The organism is Paenibacillus woosongensis (genome assembly GCF_030122845.1).
GTDB classification, from domain to species: domain Bacteria; phylum Bacillota; class Bacilli; order Paenibacillales; family Paenibacillaceae; genus Fontibacillus; species Fontibacillus woosongensis_A.
Map to the genome: position 1 here is coordinate 4,612,501 of NZ_CP126084.1, position 19,952 is coordinate 4,632,452.

The window sequence follows — 19,952 nt, forward strand, 5'->3', positions numbered from 1 at the left end:
GGGCATAAAACCGAAGAACGCACCCAGCCCGATAACCAGCAAGCTTTTGATGGCATTGTTCAAGAAAATGAATATAAAGAAGCTTAGCTCCGGCGAGGAAGACTGCGACAAACTGCCGCTCACCTCACGTATTGCATGAATTTGCGGCTTCAGCATGGCGCCGAGAAAATCCGAATATACAGCTCCAAGCACAATTCCGGCAACGAACAGCGTCAGGGAAACAAGCAGCATTTTCCGATAATGGGCCAAATCTTGAATAAAACGACGAAAAGACATAAATACCTCCTAGAGCTGTCTCTGATGATTTCCTCTAAAGCGGACGAGAACGGTTATATTCGCAAAAGGTACGAGCATATATTGTAACAGCGGACAAATTTATTTTGAAACGAGAGGGGCTTAACTTATGAATAACTTCTTCTACGTCCTCAACGGAAAAAAGATCAAACGCTTCATGTTTGTATTTGCCGCGGCCCTGTTTGCAGCCGGTATCATCTATGTAGAGAAAGAAAATATTACGGTATTCTCCGAGGAGAGCAATCATTCGGCCATCTACAGCGTATCTACCGACAAGAAGGTCATTGCTCTCACCTTCGATATCAGCTGGGGGGATACAAGAACAGGGCCAATACTTCAGGTGCTTAAAGATAAGGACGTGAAAAAAGCGACCTTCTTCCTTTCCTCCCCTTGGAGCAAGAGCCATCCCGAGCTCGTCAAGGCCATTCAGCAGCAAGGCTTTGAAATCGGCAGCCATGGCCATAAGCACGTCAACTACAGCGGCCTGGAAGATGAAGAAATTAAGCGGCAGCTTACGACGGCTCATTCTATTTTAACCGATTTGACCGGAAAAGCACCTGCCTTGCTTCGGCTGCCGAATGGGGATTTTGATAAACGCGTGCTGAAAATTGCCGACGAGCTTGGCTATAAAGTGATCCAGTGGGATACCGATTCGCAGGATTGGATGAATAAGGGCGTTCAAACGATCGTAAACCGCGTCGTCAGCAAAGCGCATCCCGGTGATATCGTTCTCTTTCATGCCAGCGATTCCGTTAAACAGACACATGAGGCGCTTCCAATCATTATCGACGAGCTCCGCAAAAAAGGATACGAATTCGTTACCGTCACCGACCTGCTCCAGGAAGCGGGCGTCAAAGGCGCTCAGGTGAGGGATCAGGCCTGGATACAGGAGCAAATCGACATCGCGGCAGGAATGTAAACAGATGCAGATGTAGCGGCACAAGCAGCGGCATAAGGAAGACTTGTTGGCTTCACGGACTTCCGTTTTAACGGAGGTCTTTTTTATGGCTTGGCTAAAACAAAAAGCCCAGTATTCCTACTGAGCTTCTTCGCTTGCTTCTTTTATTACGGGTTTTGTGCAGACCCTGCAGGAGCCGCAGGCTTCAATACTTTATGCAGGATTAGTATCTGATACGCATTGCATGCCAAGAGCGGAGCAACGATCCATGCCGTCGCCGCATTAACGCCGATCTTGAGCACCCCGATCATTTCTACGATCGTCACGGCGATCATGAAGAACAAGGTTGGAATCCATGCTGTGCCATTGGTCAGCTTCGCCTTATAAAAAGCTACGGCACAAGCCACAATAAGTATAACCGCGCTAAGAACGATATCGGAGCCACCGCCTTGCCCTTCTCCTACAAACGTCCGGAAGAACATCAGCTCAAGCAGCGCAAGCGCGGTGAGCACGATTTGTACGTATTGCCAGGTTCTTCTGGTAAAAACGCCTGTGCCCATGTAGTTGATCATCAAATAAGCAAAAAAGCCCATTTGGGAATATACGCTAACCATAATGCCTACCCCGAGCAAAATACCGACATTCACCAAAAAATCCACCGCTCCGTTTAACTGCACGGTATCCGTCCATTGCAGGATTAGGCCTACGGCCAGCGATCCAACTGCTCCAACCAACAAAGTGGTCCAGAACAAATAGAGCCAATTTTTCAAATTCAAAACCTAACACCCCCACTAACGAATTATTTTACCAACGATTCCGGTAAAACACCATGCTTTTCAAGGGGATAATTCCTATTTCACGTCCGCATACTACATACAGCGATGACGATGAAGGAGGAAGGAACCATGAAACGGCTGAACTACCGATGGATACTGTGCCTTATATGTGCTTGTATACTTCCGCTAACGGCTTGCGGTTCTGAACCGAGCTACTCTTCTGCTCAGGGAGGGGGATACAAAGAGACGAAATCCATGATCATTGACATACTTAAAACCGATGAAGGTAAAAAAGCCATTTACGAAGCGCTCAGCTCCCCGCCATCCGAAGGCGGAGGCGGACAATCAGGCGGTGGCGGCGGCTCCGGTTCCGGGGGATCAGGCGGATCTTCTGGCGGAGGTGGCGGGGGCGGGGGCTCTAGTTCCGGTGGTGGCGGCACTATGGGGATCAAAATGATCCTGCCAACCCAAACCTCGGAACAGGTGAAGATGGCCGTCAAGGAAACAATCACCTCCCCGGAATACAAAAAAGAGTTCGAAAAGATTATGACCGACCCCAAATTCGCTGGCGATTTCGCCAAAGCGATCAATTCACAGAACAAAGAGCTGCATATGCAGTTGATCAAGGATCCGCAGTATCAGAAATCTGTCAGCGAAATTATGAAGTCGCCTGAGGTTATGAAAATGTTCCTCGATCTAACCCAAACGCCCGATTTCCGCAAGCAGTCCATGACTGTCATGCAGGAAGCGATGCAAAGCCCGCTCTTCAAAATGGAAGTGATGGATCTGCTCAAAACGGTGGTGCAGGAGCAACTGCAGCCCAAGCTTGAAAAAGAGTCTACTTCCGGCAAAGGCGGCGGTGGCGGTGGCGGCCAAGGTGGCGATGGCGGCGGTGGTGGCGGCTCCTAGACAAATTAAACTTTCCTAACTGTCATAAAAAAAGACTGACCATCCGGTCAGTCTTTTGCGTACTTATTGATAACCTGCAGGGCTATGTCATCATAGATCCGGCCAACTGTGCTGTCCTGCTTATACACGCAAGGCGAAAAGTCCGGTTCGGCCGGATGGTTGTCCGGAGCGCCCAGCGGAATTTGCGCCAGCAATCCAGTGTGCAGCGTCTCGGCAAGCCGCGCTCCGCCTCCCCGGCCAAAAATATAGTCCTTCTGGCCGCAGGCCGAACATTCGTAGTAAGCCATGTTCTCAATTACGCCCAGCACCTCGTGGTTCGTCTTCAGTGCCATCGCTCCGGCACGGGCCGCCACGAAGGCAGCCGTGGCATGAGGCGTCGTCACGATGATTTCGCTGCTATGCGGAATCATTTGATGTACATCAAGCGCCACATCTCCTGTTCCCGGGGGCAGATCAAGCAGCACATAATCGAGCTCCCCCCAATCTACATCGCTAAAGAACTGGCGAAGCATCCTTCCCAGCATAGGTCCCCGCCAAATGACGGGATTATTCTCCTGAATGAAGAAGCCCATCGACATTACCTTTACGCCAAAGCGCTCGACAGGAATAATCGCCCCTTCATCCAAGTTAGGAACTTCTTCAATGCCCATCATATCCGGAACACTGAAGCCGTATATATCCGCATCGATTAAGCCGACACGCTGTCCACGCCGGGCAAGCGCAACGGCCAAATTTACAGTAACGGTAGATTTGCCAACTCCGCCTTTGCCACTGGCAATCGCAATGAACTTCACGCCGGACTTCGGATCCAGAATTGGCAGCTTCTCGAGGCCGGCAGCATGTCCTTTGCGCAGCACCTCCTCATCGGAAGATTCTTTTTCTCCTGCTTCTCCCGGCTGCTCGCCCACAGCCTCTTCGCGCTCCCGCTCGGAAGCTTCCCGGAATCTCAAATGAACATGACTAACGCCAGCATCCGCCAGACGGTCACGAATCTCCCGCTCCAGCAGCTTCTGCGTCTCCTCATCCTTCTCTAGGCAGACTACTGTTAGAGAGACACGATCTTCTTTCACCATCATATCGCGAATCCATTGCAGATCAACCAAACTTCGTTTCAGCTTCGGCTCGGCAATAGGGCGCAAGGCCGCTTGAATATGCTCCTTGGATAACAATGACAGCACCTCGACTTCGTATCATATCGTGTAAATATGTATATTATATCACTCTCCGCTCTTCTTTGCCCTTTTTCCCGTCTCTCCAGCGCTATATCTTAAAATGCCCTGATAAATCGAGGCCGCCACCTTCTGCTGGTACTGTTCACTGCCGAGCATCGCCGCTTCCCCCGGATTGGATAAAAAACCGACTTCCACGAGCGCAGATGGGATTTTCAAAGCTTTCAGCAAATAAACGGATTTATCGTTTTGCTTCGCTACACGATCGCTGTTCTCCAAATTACGTATCAGCTCATCCTGAATCAAGTAGGCCAAATCGTAGCTTTTTTCATCCTCCTTGGTAAAAAACGTCTGTGCTCCGCTCCATTTGCTGGAAGGGACGCTGTTCACATGAATGCTGATCAGCAGTTTGGCCTGCTTCTCTTTAATGAAGCGAACGCGGCGTTTTAGATCCTCGGTTTTGCGTTTGCTGTACCCTTTTGTTTCTGCATCGGCTAAATCTCGATCATCTTCCCGGGTCATGACGACAATTGCCCCAGCCTGCTGCAAATAGTCGCGCAGATAAAGAGCTACAGCCAGATTGATATCCTTCTCGATGAGGCCTTGCCGGTTTACGGCTCCCCCGTCCGGCCCGCCATGTCCGGCATCCAATGCTATAGTCACTCCGGCTAAAGGCAGGCTCCAATAATTCCAGGCATTCCTTGCCGGAACTTCGTATACCGCAATTCCCCATAGTAAGCCCAGCAAAACGAGGCCGAGCATCAGCTTTTTAATATGACCTAATGAAATCCATAGCGTCACCTTATCTCTTGATCCCATAAAAAAGCCACCTCCGAGCCCATATGATTCTAATCATCTATATGGGACGAGGTGGACAAATATACCTCATATTCGATTTATGACATTAAATAACGACCTGGTGGCTCATGCCCTCAATCAATACTTTCGCTACTTCTGGTCTCGTGAACTCTGGCGGCGGGCATACACCATCGCGCAGCAAAGCTCTTACCTTCGTACCCGACAGCGTCAAATGCGCCTCTTTCGGATGCGGGCACGTCTTGCTTGAAGCCATGTTGCCGCAGGTTGTGCAGAAGAAGCTATGCTCGAAGAAGAGCGGAGAAATCCCGAGCTCCTCCGGCGTAAAGTTCAGGAAGATTTCCTGGGCCTCATATGTTCCGTAATAGTCGCCGACACCCGCATGATCACGGCCAACGATGAAATGGGTGCAGCCGTAGTTTTTGCGGACCATAGCATGGAAAATCGCTTCCCGTGGTCCGGCATAACGCATCGCGGCCGGGAACACGCCAAGGAAAGTACGATCCGCGGGATAATAATTTTCCAGCAGCGTAAGGTAGCTCTTCATGCGAACGTCCGCCGGAACGTCATCCGACTTCGTTTCGCCGACCAGCGGATTCAGGAACAATGCGTCAACGATTTCCATCGCGCTCTTCTGGATATATTCATGCGCGCGGTGCACCGGGTTGCGTGTCTGGAATCCGACCACGGTACGCCAGCCCTTCTCGGCAAATAAGCGCCGAGTTTCCGCTGGATCAAAGTAAAACTCGCCGAAGCGCTCCGGCTGCGGACGATTGAGCACCTGCACCGGTCCGCCCACGTAATAAGGTGAACGTTCGAAGAGCTTAGCTACTCCCGGATGCTCCTTATCTTCCGTTTTGAATACATTTCTCGCTTCCTCAGCCTGGTCCACTTTATAGACGCTCTCCACGTCAAGCAAGCCGTAGATGACGCCGTCCTGTTCCCCTACAAGCGCAACACGCTTGGAGATTTCCAGCTGCTGCGCCTGCTCCTCACTCACGGACAAGGTAATCGGAATACTCCACACCGTACCGTCAGCGAGTCTCATCTTCTGAACCACAGATTCGTAATCCTCTTGATTCAAGAATCCTTCCAATGGAGAAAAGGCTCCGACACCGATCAAATCCAAATCCGAAATGGTCCAGGCATTGATCGAAATTACCGGAAGGTCTTTAGCTAGCGCGAGCAATTCTTCTCTTTCCTTACCTGTCACAACCCGATTTACCAGTTTGCCACCATGTGGCAAAATTGCTGTCATCTCCATCTCTCCCTGCATATAAGAATGTATATATTATTATTTATGAAGTCCGCATTCGATTTTATCGGTTCCTGACCAGCGGCCTGCCCGCGGATCTTCTCCCGGCATAACTTGACGAGTACAATACTCACAGCCGATGCTAGGATAATTCTGATCGTGCAGCGGATTGTATACCACATTGTTAGCCCGGATGTAGTCCCATACATCCTCGGAAGTCCAGCTAGCTATCGGATTGAATTTGACCAGCCCGAATTTCGTATCGTATTCCACCTTCTTCGCATTGGCGCGCGTTGGCGCCTGATCGCGCCGGATCCCCGTGATCCAAGCATCATATCCGGACAATACCCGGGTCAAAGGCTCGACCTTGCGAATGTTGCAGCAGGCATTCGGATCGCTCTTCCAGAGCTCTTCGCCGTGCTGAGCGGCTTGCTCCTCCGGCGTAATTAGGGGAGATACCCGCACGAATTCAAGATTGTACTTGGAAGCCATTTTATCGCGTGTTTCATAGGTTTCTTTAAAGTGGAAGTCCGTGTCCAGATAGAAAATATCCGTCGACGGGCTGATCTTCTGCAGCATATCCACCAGCACGACATCCTCTGCACCGAAGCTGCACGCAAATGTAATATTCGGGAATGTCTGAACTGCCCAAGCGATAATCTCTTCAGGAGATGCTTTCTCGAACTCCTCCGCCTTAATCTGAATCAACTGTTCTTTCTCCAATAAATTCATGGTTTTGTCCCCCTCGCAGCAAATTTACATAAACAAGGAAATATTCCTACTAATCAGATTTGAATTATAATTTAAAGTATAGAACTTTTTAACAATAAGTCAATATGAACGCGAGAAAAAAGCCCTTGGCCAATAACGGCCAAGGGCTTTCTTTCCTTGTTCTGCAAGGGAATATTAACGTTTGGAGAATTGTGGCGCACGACGAGCAGCTTTAAGTCCGTATTTCTTACGCTCTTTCATACGTGGGTCACGAGTCAAGAAGCCTGCTTTCTTCAGTGCAGGACGGAATTCTGGATCTGCTTTGAGCAATGCACGGGAAATACCGTGGCGAATTGCTCCTGCTTGACCAGAGATACCTCCGCCGTGAGCGATAACGATCACGTCGTAGTTAGTGCTTGTTTCTGTCAAGTTCAGCGGTTGTTTAACGATCAGTTTGAGTGTTTCCAAACCGAAGTAGTCATTGATATCACGTTTATTGATGACAATGCGTCCTTCACCCGGTACAAGGCGAACACGAGCTACCGAATGTTTACGACGACCTGTCCCATAGTATTGTACTTGTGCCATGAAACTGTCCTCCCTTTTAATTATCCGCGAAGTTCGTAAACTTCTGGTTTTTGTGCTGCATGTGGATGCTCAGTACCCGCATATGCTTTCAATCTCAGCTTCATTTTCTCGCCTTGACGAGTTTTAGGAAGCATGCCGTGAACCGCAGATTCGATCATGCGCTCAGGTTTTGTTCTCAACAGGTCTTGAGCAACCGTCACTTTAAGACCACCTGTGTGCTGGGAGTGACGATAGTATTTCTTGTTTTCCATTTTGTTGCCGCTAAGTCTGATTTTCTCAGCATTGATGACGATAACGAAATCACCGCCGTCAACATGAGGTGTAAATCCTGGTTTGTGTTTGCCGCGAATCAATGCCGCAGCTTCGCTTGCCAAACGGCCCAGCGTTTTGCCTTCGGCATCAATGATGTGCCATTTGCGCTCAACTTCGCTTGGCTTAGCCATATAGGTGGTACGCATGTAAAGATCCTCCTTCATTCTCGTCCGAAATGGTTCATGGTTCATAGATACCAGACATGTTCATGCTCTTTGGGCGCAGAACGAATCTGGTAAATTTATCTTCGTTCCTATGCTTATTCGCATTTAAATTATCATAGATGTATCGTCTTCTTATTGGGGGCTGTGGGATAGCCATAAGAAAACACAACTTATATTTTACAGGATGCACATTTATTACGCAAGTCTTTTTTAGAGCAAATTGAATTAAACTCGGCATTAATCGAACAAGTCTCCAAGAACGTCGAGAACCGACTTTTTCTTCTTATACTTGTAGTGATCCTTATGATATTTACCGCCGCCATAAGGATTGCCGTAACGAGGATCATAGCCCTGCTGTGGAGCCTTGGACCCATACCCAGGCTGACTACCCGGCCGGGGCGCTCCCGGATCGAATCCCGGATTGTAGCTTGACTCAGGCCCTGGCTGGCAATACCGCTCGTCTCCCTGACGATAAGCCTGTCCACCCTCGCGGCTTTCGTACCACTCGTCAAATGCAGGCCGCAGCTCGCGGATTTCTCCAAGCAGCTTCTCCAGCTCGCCGCGGTCCAGCCATACGCCTTTGCAATCCGGGCAAACATCGATCATAACGCCATCCTTCTCTATTTCCCTCATGCGAACGTCATTGCAAACAGGACATTTCATAGTCGTGTACCCCTCCTAGAAACTAGTTGAGTATCATACGTTCCATAGACATGATGGTTTCACTTAAGCTTATGGCCTCTGTCTAGTGCTGTTCGTATTCCACGCTCCACAGCATAAGCCCCTTGCTTTCCGCAGTTGGCCCAGCCGCCTTGCGATCCTTCGCCTCCAGAATCTGCTTCATCTGTTCTGGAGGGCGCTTGCCCTGACCTACCTCAAGCAGGGTTCCCACGATGATCCGCACCATATGCTGCAGGAAGCCATTCCCGCTAATATACAGATGAATCACGCCCTGATCCCTGGTGCCTGGCACAGCCAGCGACATATCTACTTCGATTCTCGTCTCGTCGATCGTCCGGACATGGCTGGCCTTCGTAGAATGACGGGAAGCAAACGATGTATAATCATGCGTTCCCAGGAGGAAGCTCAAGCCCTCGCGCATCGCATCCACATCAAGCTTTCCCGGATGGTGAAGCTGGTAGCTGCGCTGGAATACGTCAGTAAACCGGTTAGCATTAATCGTGTAACGGTACGTCTTCCGTTTGGCTGACCGCCTGGCGTGAAAATCAAGCTCTACCTCCTTAGCAGACGTAACGCGAATATCTGCAGGCAAGCGCCCGTTTAACGCAAGGCACCAGCGTTCTACCGGAATTTGCGACGAGGTCAAGAAATGAAACGGCTGCGCCCGGGCATGAACCCCGGCATCGGTGCGGCCTGAGCCATGGATTTTAACCGTCTCGCCTGTTAAATTCTGAATAGCCGCTTCCAGGCAATCTTGGATCGTATTGCCTCCCGGCTGCGTCTGAAAGCCATAATAATTGCTTCCATCATAACAGACCGTCATCAGTAAATTACGCACGACCTTGCCACCTTCCTGAACGCTTGCTGCATGCTTGTGTTAATAAATGAAAAACTCTCTGAGCGAACTAGCCATATCCAGGCTTGGCGTACAGAGAGTTTGCATCATATATGGCCGAGCCCAGTACGTGCCGCCCAGACACGCAACTGTCCTCTAATAAGAGCAAAGCCCCGCTCAAGCCGCCCATGGCTCGTTCGGGGCTGAAAGCCGCTGAACCGAAAGTCCGGCTCCTTCCGCTGTCGCTCTCCTTATGAATAAGCTATATTTCCCGTGGGAAAATAGAGGCAATTCACGAAGAATATTAAGCCCGGTCTACCAGTTCAAGATAAACCATAGGGGCAGAGTCACCACGACGAGGTCCCAGTTTCAGGATACGAGTGTATCCGCCTGGACGCTCGGAGTAACGAGTTGCGATTTCTGTGAACAGCTTTTGAATTGCATCTTGCTCTCCGTCGATCGATTCGCGGCGAACGAACGCTGCAACTTGACGGCGGGCATGCAAATCACCGCGTTTTGCTTTTGTAATGAGCTTCTCAGCGATAGAACGAACTTCTTTCGCTTTCGCTTCTGTCGTTTGGATGCGCTCATACAAGAACAGGTCTGTTACCAGGTCACGGAACAAAGCTTTACGTGCACTAGAGTTACGTCCCAACTTTTGGTATGCCATGTGTATTCCCTCCTTCGCTAAAACGATTCAAGCAATCTATTCTTCCGTACGAAGTCCGAGTCCAAGCTCTTCCAGCTTCTCTTGGACTTCCTCCAAAGATTTGCGTCCGAGGTTACGAACCTTCATCATATCTTCTTCGGTTTTCGTCGTCAGCTCTTGCACGGTATTGATACCGGCACGTTTGAGGCAGTTGTAGGAACGAACGGAAAGATCGAGCTCTTCGATAGTCATCTCAAGCACTTTCTCCTTCTTGTCCTCTTCCTTCTCCACCATGATTTCCGCGTCCTTCGCTTCGTCTGTGAGACCCACAAACAAGTAAAGATGCTCGGTCAAGATTTTCGCACCGAGGCTTACCGCTTCTTCTGGTTTGATACTGCCATCTGTCCATACTTCAAGCGTGAGCTTGTCGTAGTTGGTCACTTGGCCAACTCGTGTATTCTCTACGACGTAGTTGACACGTGCAATCGGGGTATAGATCGAATCCACAGGAATGACACCGATAGGTTGGTCATCTCGTTTATTCCGATCTGCCTGAACATAACCGCGGCCCCGGCCTGCGAATATGCGCATGTGAAGTCTGGAACCCGGTTCAAGCGTAGCAATATGCAAGTCCGGATTCAGAATTTCGACATCGCTATCCGCACGGATATCACCTGCTGTAATAACTCCTTCGCCTTCCGCATCGATTTCAAGGATTTTCTCCTCGTCCGAATGGATTTTGAGAGAGAGAGCTTTCAGATTCAGAATGATCTCCGTAACGTCTTCCATTACACCCGGAACGGTCGAAAATTCATGCAGAACGCCATCGATCTGGACCGAGGTTACCGCTGCACCCGGTAGAGAAGAGAGCAAAATCCGACGCAGCGAGTTACCCAGAGTGGTGCCATACCCACGCTCAAGTGGTTCTACTACAAATTTCCCATAGGTGCCATCATCGTTAACTTCTACGGTCTCAATTTTCGGCTTTTCGATTTCTATCACGAAATTACCCCTCCTTCAAAACGTCGTTCCTAAAAAACAGCCATGTCTTCTGAAGTGTACCATGTAGTATGCCTAAACAACCATTGTTACCAAGTTGCAATGTTGTTATACACACCTTATGCAACTTCATTAAACACGACGGCGTTTTGGAGGACGGCAACCGTTATGCGGGATTGGAGTCACGTCTTTAATCATGTTGACTTCAAGGCCTGCCGCTTGCAGGGAACGGATAGCGGCTTCACGGCCGGCTCCAGGACCTTTAACCATAACCTCAACGGATTTCATGCCGTGTTCCATTGCAGCTTTAGCAGCTGTTTCAGCAGCCATTTGCGCAGCGAATGGAGTAGATTTACGGGAACCTTTGAACCCTTGGCCGCCGGAGCTTGCCCAAGAGATCGCATTACCGTGCGGATCCGTAATCGTTACAATCGTATTGTTGAATGTGGAACGAATATGTGCCACACCAGATTCGATATTTTTACGGTCACGACGTTTAGTACGTACGACTTTTTTTGGTTTAGCCATTGTCAGTTATCCTCCCTTCTTATTTCTTCTTGTTCGCTACTGTACGACGAGGACCCTTACGAGTACGGGCATTCGTTTTCGTACGTTGTCCGCGAACAGGCAGGCCACGACGATGACGCACACCACGGTAGCAGCCAATTTCGATCAAACGTTTAATATTTAAGGAAATTTCACGACGCAGGTCACCTTCAACCTTAACCTCTTTGTCGATCGTTTCGCGTAGTTTGCTAACCTCATCTTCCGTCAAATCACGAACACGAGTGTCCGGATTGATGCCTGTTGTATTCAGGATTTTCTGAGAAGTCGTTTTACCGATTCCGAAAATGTAAGTCAAGGCGATCTCAACGCGTTTGTCACGTGGCAAATCCACACCAGCTATACGAGCCATTTTACGCTACACCCCCTTCTATTAACCTTGTTTTTGTTTGTGCTTAGGATTCTCACAGATTACCATTACATGGCCTTTGCGACGAATGACTTTGCATTTTTCGCAAATAGGCTTTACAGAAGGTCTTACCTTCATGTTAATTACCTCCCTAAAGTTTTGCGAAGCAAAACTTTCTTCGTAAGGATTAGCCTAGTTTTACATCAAGTAAAACTAACTTTGAAGCACTGACTTCGAGAAAAACTTCGTTTCACAGGCCACCACAAAAAATAAATTTCATGCAGTGACAAACTCAACCCGAATATCATACCACATATTCGCAATAAATGATATGGTATCTATTTACGGTAAGTAATACGACCTTTTGTGAGATCGTACGGTGATAGTTGAACGACCACTTTATCTCCCGTCAGAATACGGATGAAATGCATCCGCAGCTTACCGGAAACATGAGCGAGAATTTGATGACCGTTCTCAAGCTCTACTTTGAAAGTAGCATTCGGCAGCGGCTCAACAACTACACCTTCGACTTCAATGACATCTTCCTTAGCCACAGTCAGTCTCCTTTCTCTTCAGCATTTGGATTGGCGGATTGAACGAATGCGCGCACGGCATGCCGCAGCTTCGCATTAGTCACCCGACCGCTTTCCTGCAAACTATGAACAACCTCGCTGCTAATGATTGGCGAAAGTTCGAGATGCTGTACATTCTTCCGTTTGGGCTGATCAAACTTTCGTTTGTTCCCATCCGCGATCAGTACGAACTTGGTGTCCACAATCGCTACAACAACAGCAACCGACCCGGCTTCTTTGCCCTTCAACACTCTCACCATTTGGCCGATCTTGGCTTCTGAACGGTGCTCCACCTTCATCGCCTATTCGTCCAGCTTTGTAAGAATTTCCATACCGTCCGCAGTAACTGCTACAGTATGCTCGAAATGAGCGCAGAGCGAGCCGTCCACTGTAACGACTGTCCAGTTATCTTCCAGCGTTCTTACATATCGCTTGCCTACGTTGACCATAGGTTCGATAGCCAGAACCATACCTGGCTTCAGACGTGGCCCCCGATCTGGAATGCCGTAATTCGGAATCTGCGGTTCCTCGTGAAGATTCGCGCCGATGCCGTGACCGACATATTCGCGAACGACCGAAAAGCCTGCATCCTCAATGTAACGCTGAATAGCATGCGATATCGTGTATAAGCGAACATCTGGTTTGACGAGCTCCAGTCCGGCAAAGAGAGATCCTTCAGTAACTTCGAGAAGTCTCTTCGCTTCCTCTGAAATCTTGCCAACCGGATAAGTCCATGCCGAGTCGCCATGAAAGCCGCGATACTCCGCACCGATATCAAGACTGATGATGTCGCCTTCATTCAGTTTGCGTTTGCCGGGAAATCCATGTACCAATTCTTCGTTAACCGAAGCGCAAATGCTGTAAGGAAAGCCGTTGTAATTTTTGAAAGACGGCACCGCGCCTTGACTGCGAATGTACTTATCAGCAATTTGATCGAGTTCCCCCGTCGTAATCCCGGGCTCAATCGATTGTGCCATGAGCCTGTGCGTCTCCGCGACGATCCGCCCTGCTTCTCTCATAAAGCCAAGTTCCGTTTCGGATTTACAAATGATCATTACTTAACCTCGCAGTAAAGATACGATTTCTTTCGTTACCGTATCGATTTCCTGTTCTCCATCAATTTCGCGCAGCAGCCCTTTTTCTTCATAGAACTGAAGAAGCGGCGCTGTCTTATTGATGTATTCGTCCAGCCGTGTGCCTACGCTCTCTTCATTATCGTCAGAACGTTGGTACAATTCTCCGCCGCACTTATCGCAAACACCTTCCTGTTTAGGAGGGTTAAAGATCACATGATAAGTAGAGCCGCAAGATTTGCAAATCCGTCGTCCCGTAAGACGAGCCAGCAATTTGTTACGATCCACTTTCAGGTTGATGACGTGCGTAAGCTTGCGATTCAGTTCGCTAAGCAGCTCCTCCAGCGCTTCCGCTTGCGAAAGGGTTCTTGGAAATCCATCCAGTAAGAAACCATTTTCGCAATCGGACTGCTGAAGTCTTTCGCGAACGATACCTACGGTGACATCATCAGGTACCAGCAGGCCTTGATCGATATACTCCTTGGCTTTCAGCCCAACAGGCGTTCCCTGCTTAATCGCCAGACGAAATGCATCGCCTGTCGAAATATGAGGAATGCCAAATTCGTTAACGATCGCCTCTGCTTGTGTTCCTTTTCCCGCTCCAGGAGGTCCCATGAATAGAATGTTCATGTCAAGCACTCCCTTCGAGACTGGTTCACTTCGCTAAGAAAACAGAACAATAGGCGCCAGGAGAGTTCGTTAACCAAGCTCAATCCTGGAACCTATCTCCTATTTATTAATGAAGCCTTTGTAGTGACGTTTAATCAATTGCCCTTCGATCGTCTTCATCGTATCAAGCGCAACACCGATAACGATCAGAATGGAAGTACCTCCGATTTGCACGGTACGCGGCAGTCCTGCCAATGCACCGAGAATAACCGGGAGTACGGAGATAAAGGCGAGGAACAATGCGCCGGTCATCGTCAAACGGGATAGAACCCGAGTCAGATAAGTGGCTGTTGTTTTCCCCGGACGGATCCCCGGAATGTAGCCGCCATTCTTCTTCATGTTATCCGCCATTTGCTGCGGGTTCATCTGTACAAACGTATAGAAGAACGTGAATCCAATAATCATGATTACATACAACACAATACCCAACGGACGGTCAATGTTCATGTTGCTGCTGATCCATTGTGCCCAAGTGTGTGTTGACCAGAAGCTTGCAATGACTATCGGAAACTGCAGCAGGGATGATGCGAAGATAACCGGAATAACACCCGCTGCGTTAATTTTGAGCGGAATGTGCGTGTTCTGCCCGCCATACATTTTGTTTCCGACAACACGCTTAGCGTATTGTACAGGAATTTTACGGATGGCTTGCTGGATGTAAATTACACCGATAACAATCAGCACCAACACAATGACAATCGCAAGCGATTTAACAATATTCATGAACGTTTGCCCAGAAATAATGAAATCGGACATTGCGATATTTTGAATATGAGTTGGTATCGAAGCGACGATACCCGCGAAAATAATCAGCGAAATACCGTTACCGATTCCCTTATCCGTAATTTGCTCACCAAGCCACATCAAGAACGACGTACCCGCGGTCAAAACAATCGCGATCAACATATAATCCCCGAACGTAGCGTTCGGCACCATCTCCGTATAATACAGCCGGTTGAACCCAATCGATGTCGCAAAGGCTTGAATGAGGGCCAAGACCACCGTTAAGTAACGAGTGACTTGGGCCGTCTTCTTCTTGCCATGCTCACCTTGTTTCGCCCATTCTGCCAGCTTTGGAATAACATCCATGGACAGGAGCTGAATAATAATGGAGGCGGTGATATAAGGGAAAATCCCGATTGCAAAAATCGAGAAATTATGCAACGCGCCGCCCGAGAAGATGTTCAATAGCCCGAGCAAATCGCTGCCCGCTACGTTAGTCGTTTTGAACACTTCTTTATTAACCCCCGGAACCGGAACAAATGTACCGATCCGGTAGATAATAAAGATAAAGAGAGTGAACAAAATACGGGTCCGCAGATCCTTAACGTGCCATATGTTCTTCATGGTTTTAAACATTAGATCACCTCGGTTTTACCGCCGGCAGCCTCGATTTTCTCCACCGCGGATTGAGAGAACTTATTCGCTTTAACCGTCAATTTGACAGTCAGTTCACCGTTGCCAAGAATCTTGATGCCGCTTTTTGCGTCTTTCACGATTCCTTGTTCAAACAACAGCTCAGGAGTAACCTCTGTATCCGCCGCAAAGTTGTTCAATTCCTGGGTGTTCACAATCGCATACTCTTTCCGCGTTGGATTCGTAAATCCGCGTTTTGGCAAGCGACGATACAACGGGTTTTGACCGCCTTCGAAGCCCGGACGGACACCGCCGCCGGAACGAGCATTTTGACCTTTGTGACCACGTGTTGATGTTTTACCCATGCCGCTTCCTGTACCGCGTCCTACGCGTTTGCGTTCTTTGCGGGAACCAGGAGCTGGGGAAAGCTCATGTAACTTCATCGTTCGTTGCACCTCCTTATTTATTGTTTCACTTGCGGGTAATGGTAAACCTTAGGTCCACCAATTTTCATTCGTTAGCTAATCCGCTAATACTTGTCAGGGAGTTATCCTTGGATTTCTTCAACGGATACCAGATGGCTTACATGATTGATCATGCCGCGAATGGCAGGATTATCTTGTTGAACCACGGATTGGTTTACTTTACGCAGTCCCAGTGTTTTAACAGTCGTGCGTTGTTTCTCCGATGTGCCGATCAAACTACGTACGAGGGTAATTTGCAGCTTTGCCATGAGATTCCCTCCTTAACCGAGAAGTTCTTCGACGGTTTTACCGCGTAATTTCGCAACATCTTCAGCGCGTTTCAGACGGGACAAGCCCTCCAAAGTCGCGTTAACCATGTTGATGGAATTCGAAGAACCTAAAGATTTTGTTAGAATGTCGCCTACGCCAGCAAGTTCGAGTACCGCACGAACTGGACCGCCTGCGATTACCCCGGTACCTTCGGAAGCCGGTTTAAGAAGAACGCGGCCTGCACCGAAGTGACCGATTACTTGGTGAGGGACTGTCGTTCCTACAAGCGGAACGAATACAAGGTTTTTCTTAGCATCTTCGATTCCTTTGCGAATCGCATCAGGAACCTCGCCTGCCTTACCGATCCCAGCGCCAACCCAGCCTTTGCCGTCCCCGACAACTACGAGCGCACTGAAGCTAAAACGGCGTCCGCCTTTTACTACTTTAGCTACGCGGTTAATATTTACAACTCTTTCAGTCAGTTCTAAAGTATTCGGATCTACACGCAAGTCGTTAACCTCCTTTTAGTGATTATTTTAGAATTCAAGGCCTGCTTCGCGAGCCGCGTCTGCCAGAGCCTGAATACGTCCGTGATACAAGTATCCTCCACGGTCAAACACAACGTTTTTGAAGCCTTTTTCTTGAGCACGTTTTGCGATCAGTTCGCCAACTTTTTTAGCAGACTCCACATTGCCGCCGTTGGTGATTCCGCTCAATTCTTTATCAAGTGTCGATGCCGATGCCAGAGTAACCCCAGCCACATCATCGATCAGCTGTGCATAGATATGTTTGGCAGAACGGAATACGTTCAATCTTGGACGAGCAGCCGTTCCTTGGATTTTTCTCCGTACGCGCAAATGTCTTTTCAGACGAGCTTTGTTCTTATCAGCTTTTGTAATCATGACTTCCATTTCACTCCCTTCGGTTTACCTAAACAACACAAATCGTTCAACTCGCCAGAAGGATTGGTCCGCTAAGAAGAAAGTTATTTCTTCTTACCGGCTTTACCTTCTTTACGGATAATGCGTTCACCTTCGTACTTGATCCCTTTGCCTTTGTATGGCTCAGGCTCGCGTACGGAACGAATTTTAGCAGCATATTCGCCAACACGCTCTTTGTTAATTCCGCTAACGACGATCTTCGTGTTCGAAGGCACTTCAAATGTAATGCCTGGCTCTGGAGTGATTTCTACAGGATGGGAGTACCCTACGTTGAGTACGAGCTTCTCTCCGGATTTGCTTGCGCGGTATCCAACCCCAACCAGCTCAAGATTTCTAGTGAAACCTTCAGTTACTCCACTCACCATGTTGCTCACTACACTGCGCGTTGTACCGTGCAGGGAACGATGCGTTTTATGATCAGAAGGACGTTCTACTGTGATCTCATTGTTCTCAACAGTGATCTTCATGTCCTTGTGAAGTTCACGAGTCAAAGAACCTTTCGGCCCTTTTACTGTAATCACATTATTATCAAGTGTGATATCCACACCACTTGGTACTGTAATTGGTTTGCGACCAATTCGAGACATTTGCTGCACCTCCTTGTTTTGTGACGTTAATTACCAAACGTAGCAGACAACTTCGCCGCCGGCTTTAGACTGACGTGCTTCTTTGTCGGTCATAACACCTTTGGAAGTGGAAATAATCGCGATTCCCAGTCCGCCCAGAACACGAGGAACCTCAGTGCTCTTCGTGTAAACGCGAAGACCTGGTTTACTGATTCTTTTCAAGCCAGTAATAACGCGTTCGTTGTTAGGGCCGTATTTCAGGAAAAGACGGATAATCCCTTGTTTGTTGTCATCAATATATTCTGCATCGCGGATGAAGCCTTCACGCTTCAGAATCTCGGCGATTTGCTTCTTGATCGTTGAGGCAGGCAGTTCCACCGTTTCGTGGCGAACCGTGTTCGCGTTACGAATACGAGTAAGCATATCTGCAATTGGATCTGACATAGTCATACGTGTAAACCTCCTTCCCGTTGTTGATTGTTTACCAGCTTGCTTTTTTCACGCCAGGAATCTGGCCTTTATAAGCTAATTCACGGAAACAAATTCTGCATATTTTAAATTTTTGCAGTACCGAATGTGGACGACCGCAACGCTCACAGCGGGTGTATGCCCGTACTTTAAATTTCGGTGTGCGTTGTTGTTTAACTTTCATCGAAGTTTTTGCCACTTAGCCTGACACCTCCTAAATAGTTTCGGAGAATTCGTTACGACCTACTTATTTTACGAAAGGCATTCCCAGTCCTGTGAGTAATTCACGGGACTCTTCATCCGTCTTAGCCGTTGTTACAATAACAATGTCCATACCGCGAACTTTGTCGACTTGATCGTATTCGATCTCAGGGAAAATCAATTGCTCTTTCAAACCAAGCGTGTAGTTACCGCGTCCGTCAAACGCTTTGTTCGATACGCCGTGGAAGTCACGTACACGCGGAAGCGTTACGTTGAACAATTTGTCGAGGAAATGGTACATGCGCTCACCGCGAAGAGTTACCTTCACGCCGATCGGCATGTTCTCACGAAGCTTAAATCCGGCGATGGATTTCTTAGCACGCGTGATGACCGGCTTTTGACCAGCGATCAGCTGCAAATCGTTAACCGCGGAATCAAGCACTTTCGAGTTTGCTACGGCTTCACCAACACCCATGTTGATAACTACCTTCTCAACTTTAGGTACTTGCATTACCGTTGTATAGTTGAATTTTTGAATCAAAGCAGGCGTTACTTCATTCAAAAAACGTTCTTTCAATCTTGCTGCCATGAATCATGGACCTCCTTTCTTTGCGTTACTGGATTAGTCGATTACTTCACCCGATTTTTTAGCAACACGAACTTTTTTGCCATTGTCCAATACTTTGTAACCGATACGGGTTACGCTTCCGCTCTTAGGATCAACGTGCATAACGTTCGAAACGTGAATCGGAGCTTCCTTCTCAATAATTCCGCCTTGCGGGTTCAGCTGATTTGGTTTTTGGTGTTTCTTAACCATGTTCACGCCTTCCACAAGCACGCGGTTTTCGCGAGGATACGCAGCGATGACGCGGCCTTTTTTGCCTTTGTCTTTACCCGTAATCACGATAACCGTGTCGTCTTTTTTGACATGCAGTTTATTGTTATGGGATTCTAGAACCTTCTTCAGTCTAGGCATTCTTTACACCTCCTGTTTCGTCGAAACTTCATGTTTCACATACGTACTAGATAACTTCCGGAGCCAAGGAAATGATTTTCATGAAATCTCTATCACGAAGTTCACGAGCAACAGGTCCGAAAATACGTGTACCGCGCGGGCTCTTGTCTTCTTTAACAACAACCGCTGCATTTTCGTCAAAAGAAATGTAGGAACCGTCTTTACGGCGAACAGCACGTTTCGTACGAACGATAACTGCCTTAACTACATCTCCCTTTTTGACAACGCCGCCTGGTGTTGCTTGTTTTACGGAACAAACGATCAAATCACCAATTTGTGCCGAACGACGACCCGTACCGCCAAGGACGCGGATACACATCAATTCCTTCGCACCGGAGTTGTCAGCTACATGCAAACGTGAGAATGGTTGGATCATGGTTGTTTCCTC

32 protein-coding genes (1 of these 32 running past the window's edge) are annotated in these 19,952 nt (G+C 48.4%); 2 read left to right on the forward strand and 30 right to left on the reverse strand.

Features of this window, described 5'->3' with window-relative positions; all coding sequences use genetic code 11:
• A protein-coding gene (locus tag QNH46_RS21350; RefSeq protein ID WP_283925935.1) for a stage II sporulation protein M crosses the window boundary here: on the reverse strand, window positions 1-276 show its start. It extends 336 nt beyond the left edge of the window; the window shows 276 of its 612 coding nt (coding positions 1-276); its start codon is at window positions 274-276; its stop codon lies beyond the left edge, outside the window.
• 127 nt (window positions 277-403) lie between these two features.
• Here QNH46_RS21350 and pdaB point away from each other — a divergent pair, with 127 nt between their 5' ends.
• A complete protein-coding gene (pdaB, locus tag QNH46_RS21355; protein ID WP_283925936.1) occupies window positions 404-1,213 on the forward strand; it encodes a polysaccharide deacetylase family sporulation protein PdaB in 810 nt (269 codons plus the stop codon).
• A 146-nt stretch (window positions 1,214-1,359) separates the two neighbouring features.
• Here pdaB and QNH46_RS21360 read toward each other — a convergent pair whose 3' ends face one another.
• Window positions 1,360-1,968, reverse strand: a complete 609-nt coding sequence (locus QNH46_RS21360) for a KinB-signaling pathway activation protein (RefSeq protein WP_283925937.1) — start codon at window positions 1,966-1,968, stop codon at window positions 1,360-1,362.
• Between the two features lie 129 nt (window positions 1,969-2,097).
• Between QNH46_RS21360 and gerD the strand changes: the two genes are divergently transcribed.
• Window positions 2,098-2,877, forward strand: a complete 780-nt coding sequence (gerD, locus tag QNH46_RS21365) for a spore germination lipoprotein GerD (RefSeq protein ID WP_283925938.1) — start codon at window positions 2,098-2,100, stop codon at window positions 2,875-2,877.
• Window positions 2,878-2,924: 47 nt separating this feature from the next.
• Here gerD and QNH46_RS21370 read toward each other — a convergent pair whose 3' ends face one another.
• The 28 genes from QNH46_RS21370 to rplN form a co-directional block, all read right to left on the reverse strand.
• Window positions 2,925-4,046, reverse strand: coding sequence for an Mrp/NBP35 family ATP-binding protein (locus tag QNH46_RS21370; protein WP_283928522.1), 1,122 nt, complete (start codon window positions 4,044-4,046; stop codon window positions 2,925-2,927).
• A 48-nt stretch (window positions 4,047-4,094) separates the two neighbouring features.
• Window positions 4,095-4,865: an N-acetylmuramoyl-L-alanine amidase CwlD gene (gene cwlD / locus QNH46_RS21375; protein WP_283925939.1), complete on the reverse strand. Its 771-nt coding sequence runs from the start codon at window positions 4,863-4,865 to the stop codon at window positions 4,095-4,097.
• Between the two features lie 85 nt (window positions 4,866-4,950).
• Window positions 4,951-6,120 carry a sulfate adenylyltransferase gene (sat, locus tag QNH46_RS21380; protein ID WP_283925940.1) on the reverse strand — a complete coding sequence of 390 codons (1,170 nt, stop codon included), beginning with the start codon at window positions 6,118-6,120 and terminating at the stop codon, window positions 4,951-4,953.
• Window positions 6,121-6,156: 36 nt separating this feature from the next.
• The gene (locus tag QNH46_RS21385) at window positions 6,157-6,849 is read right to left on the reverse strand and encodes a phosphoadenylyl-sulfate reductase (RefSeq protein ID WP_283925941.1); all 693 of its coding nucleotides are present in this window, start codon (window positions 6,847-6,849) and stop codon (window positions 6,157-6,159) included.
• Between the two features lie 174 nt (window positions 6,850-7,023).
• Window positions 7,024-7,416 carry a 30S ribosomal protein S9 gene (gene rpsI, locus QNH46_RS21390; RefSeq protein WP_155613337.1) on the reverse strand — a complete coding sequence of 131 codons (393 nt, stop codon included), beginning with the start codon at window positions 7,414-7,416 and terminating at the stop codon, window positions 7,024-7,026.
• A 20-nt stretch (window positions 7,417-7,436) separates the two neighbouring features.
• A complete protein-coding gene (gene rplM / locus QNH46_RS21395; RefSeq protein WP_155613338.1) occupies window positions 7,437-7,874 on the reverse strand; it encodes a 50S ribosomal protein L13 in 438 nt (145 codons plus the stop codon).
• A 255-nt stretch (window positions 7,875-8,129) separates the two neighbouring features.
• Window positions 8,130-8,555 carry a TFIIB-type zinc ribbon-containing protein gene (locus QNH46_RS21400; protein WP_283925942.1) on the reverse strand — a complete coding sequence of 142 codons (426 nt, stop codon included), beginning with the start codon at window positions 8,553-8,555 and terminating at the stop codon, window positions 8,130-8,132.
• An 82-nt stretch (window positions 8,556-8,637) separates the two neighbouring features.
• Entirely contained in the window at window positions 8,638-9,411 is a 774-nt protein-coding gene (gene truA / locus QNH46_RS21405) for a tRNA pseudouridine(38-40) synthase TruA (RefSeq protein WP_283925943.1), read from the reverse strand.
• Window positions 9,412-9,712: 301 nt separating this feature from the next.
• On the reverse strand, window positions 9,713-10,078 hold the full coding sequence (gene rplQ, locus QNH46_RS21410; protein ID WP_019635795.1) for a 50S ribosomal protein L17: 366 nt from the start codon (window positions 10,076-10,078) through the stop codon (window positions 9,713-9,715).
• A gap of 36 nt (window positions 10,079-10,114) precedes the next feature.
• Entirely contained in the window at window positions 10,115-11,059 is a 945-nt protein-coding gene (locus QNH46_RS21415) for a DNA-directed RNA polymerase subunit alpha (RefSeq protein ID WP_055105094.1), read from the reverse strand.
• Between the two features lie 129 nt (window positions 11,060-11,188).
• A complete protein-coding gene (gene rpsK, locus QNH46_RS21420; protein ID WP_019635793.1) occupies window positions 11,189-11,584 on the reverse strand; it encodes a 30S ribosomal protein S11 in 396 nt (131 codons plus the stop codon).
• A gap of 19 nt (window positions 11,585-11,603) precedes the next feature.
• The gene (gene rpsM, locus QNH46_RS21425) at window positions 11,604-11,972 is read right to left on the reverse strand and encodes a 30S ribosomal protein S13 (RefSeq protein ID WP_019635792.1); all 369 of its coding nucleotides are present in this window, start codon (window positions 11,970-11,972) and stop codon (window positions 11,604-11,606) included.
• Between the two features lie 21 nt (window positions 11,973-11,993).
• Complete coding sequence (gene rpmJ, locus QNH46_RS21430) at window positions 11,994-12,107, reverse strand: 50S ribosomal protein L36 (protein ID WP_068779123.1); 114 nt, start codon at window positions 12,105-12,107, stop codon at window positions 11,994-11,996.
• Between the two features lie 200 nt (window positions 12,108-12,307).
• The gene (gene infA, locus QNH46_RS21435) at window positions 12,308-12,523 is read right to left on the reverse strand and encodes a translation initiation factor IF-1 (protein WP_019635791.1); all 216 of its coding nucleotides are present in this window, start codon (window positions 12,521-12,523) and stop codon (window positions 12,308-12,310) included.
• 2 nt (window positions 12,524-12,525) lie between these two features.
• Window positions 12,526-12,840, reverse strand: coding sequence for a KOW domain-containing RNA-binding protein (locus QNH46_RS21440; protein ID WP_213595293.1), 315 nt, complete (start codon window positions 12,838-12,840; stop codon window positions 12,526-12,528).
• 3 nt (window positions 12,841-12,843) lie between these two features.
• Window positions 12,844-13,596 carry a type I methionyl aminopeptidase gene (gene map / locus QNH46_RS21445; RefSeq protein WP_283925944.1) on the reverse strand — a complete coding sequence of 251 codons (753 nt, stop codon included), beginning with the start codon at window positions 13,594-13,596 and terminating at the stop codon, window positions 12,844-12,846.
• Window positions 13,597-13,599: 3 nt separating this feature from the next.
• Window positions 13,600-14,244 carry an adenylate kinase gene (locus QNH46_RS21450; RefSeq protein ID WP_155613343.1) on the reverse strand — a complete coding sequence of 215 codons (645 nt, stop codon included), beginning with the start codon at window positions 14,242-14,244 and terminating at the stop codon, window positions 13,600-13,602.
• A 99-nt stretch (window positions 14,245-14,343) separates the two neighbouring features.
• Window positions 14,344-15,642, reverse strand: coding sequence for a preprotein translocase subunit SecY (gene secY, locus QNH46_RS21455; protein ID WP_283925945.1), 1,299 nt, complete (start codon window positions 15,640-15,642; stop codon window positions 14,344-14,346).
• On the reverse strand, window positions 15,642-16,082 hold the full coding sequence (rplO, locus tag QNH46_RS21460) for a 50S ribosomal protein L15 (protein WP_055105088.1): 441 nt from the start codon (window positions 16,080-16,082) through the stop codon (window positions 15,642-15,644). Before rplO ends, secY begins: the two co-directional genes overlap by 1 nt.
• Window positions 16,083-16,186: 104 nt before the next feature.
• Window positions 16,187-16,372: a 50S ribosomal protein L30 gene (rpmD, locus tag QNH46_RS21465; protein ID WP_055105087.1), complete on the reverse strand. Its 186-nt coding sequence runs from the start codon at window positions 16,370-16,372 to the stop codon at window positions 16,187-16,189.
• 12 nt (window positions 16,373-16,384) lie between these two features.
• Window positions 16,385-16,882: a 30S ribosomal protein S5 gene (gene rpsE / locus QNH46_RS21470; protein WP_055105086.1), complete on the reverse strand. Its 498-nt coding sequence runs from the start codon at window positions 16,880-16,882 to the stop codon at window positions 16,385-16,387.
• Window positions 16,883-16,909: 27 nt separating this feature from the next.
• Window positions 16,910-17,275: a 50S ribosomal protein L18 gene (gene rplR / locus QNH46_RS21475; protein WP_283928523.1), complete on the reverse strand. Its 366-nt coding sequence runs from the start codon at window positions 17,273-17,275 to the stop codon at window positions 16,910-16,912.
• 83 nt (window positions 17,276-17,358) lie between these two features.
• The gene (rplF, locus tag QNH46_RS21480) at window positions 17,359-17,901 is read right to left on the reverse strand and encodes a 50S ribosomal protein L6 (RefSeq protein WP_155613347.1); all 543 of its coding nucleotides are present in this window, start codon (window positions 17,899-17,901) and stop codon (window positions 17,359-17,361) included.
• A 30-nt stretch (window positions 17,902-17,931) separates the two neighbouring features.
• Window positions 17,932-18,330, reverse strand: coding sequence for a 30S ribosomal protein S8 (gene rpsH, locus QNH46_RS21485; protein ID WP_125082116.1), 399 nt, complete (start codon window positions 18,328-18,330; stop codon window positions 17,932-17,934).
• Between the two features lie 31 nt (window positions 18,331-18,361).
• Window positions 18,362-18,547: a type Z 30S ribosomal protein S14 gene (locus tag QNH46_RS21490; protein WP_013312154.1), complete on the reverse strand. Its 186-nt coding sequence runs from the start codon at window positions 18,545-18,547 to the stop codon at window positions 18,362-18,364.
• Between the two features lie 48 nt (window positions 18,548-18,595).
• Entirely contained in the window at window positions 18,596-19,138 is a 543-nt protein-coding gene (rplE, locus tag QNH46_RS21495; RefSeq protein ID WP_019635780.1) for a 50S ribosomal protein L5, read from the reverse strand.
• A gap of 33 nt (window positions 19,139-19,171) precedes the next feature.
• Window positions 19,172-19,525, reverse strand: coding sequence for a 50S ribosomal protein L24 (gene rplX / locus QNH46_RS21500; protein WP_055105082.1), 354 nt, complete (start codon window positions 19,523-19,525; stop codon window positions 19,172-19,174).
• A 46-nt stretch (window positions 19,526-19,571) separates the two neighbouring features.
• Window positions 19,572-19,940 carry a 50S ribosomal protein L14 gene (rplN, locus tag QNH46_RS21505; RefSeq protein WP_283925946.1) on the reverse strand — a complete coding sequence of 123 codons (369 nt, stop codon included), beginning with the start codon at window positions 19,938-19,940 and terminating at the stop codon, window positions 19,572-19,574.
• Between the last annotated feature and the right edge of the window lie 12 nt (window positions 19,941-19,952).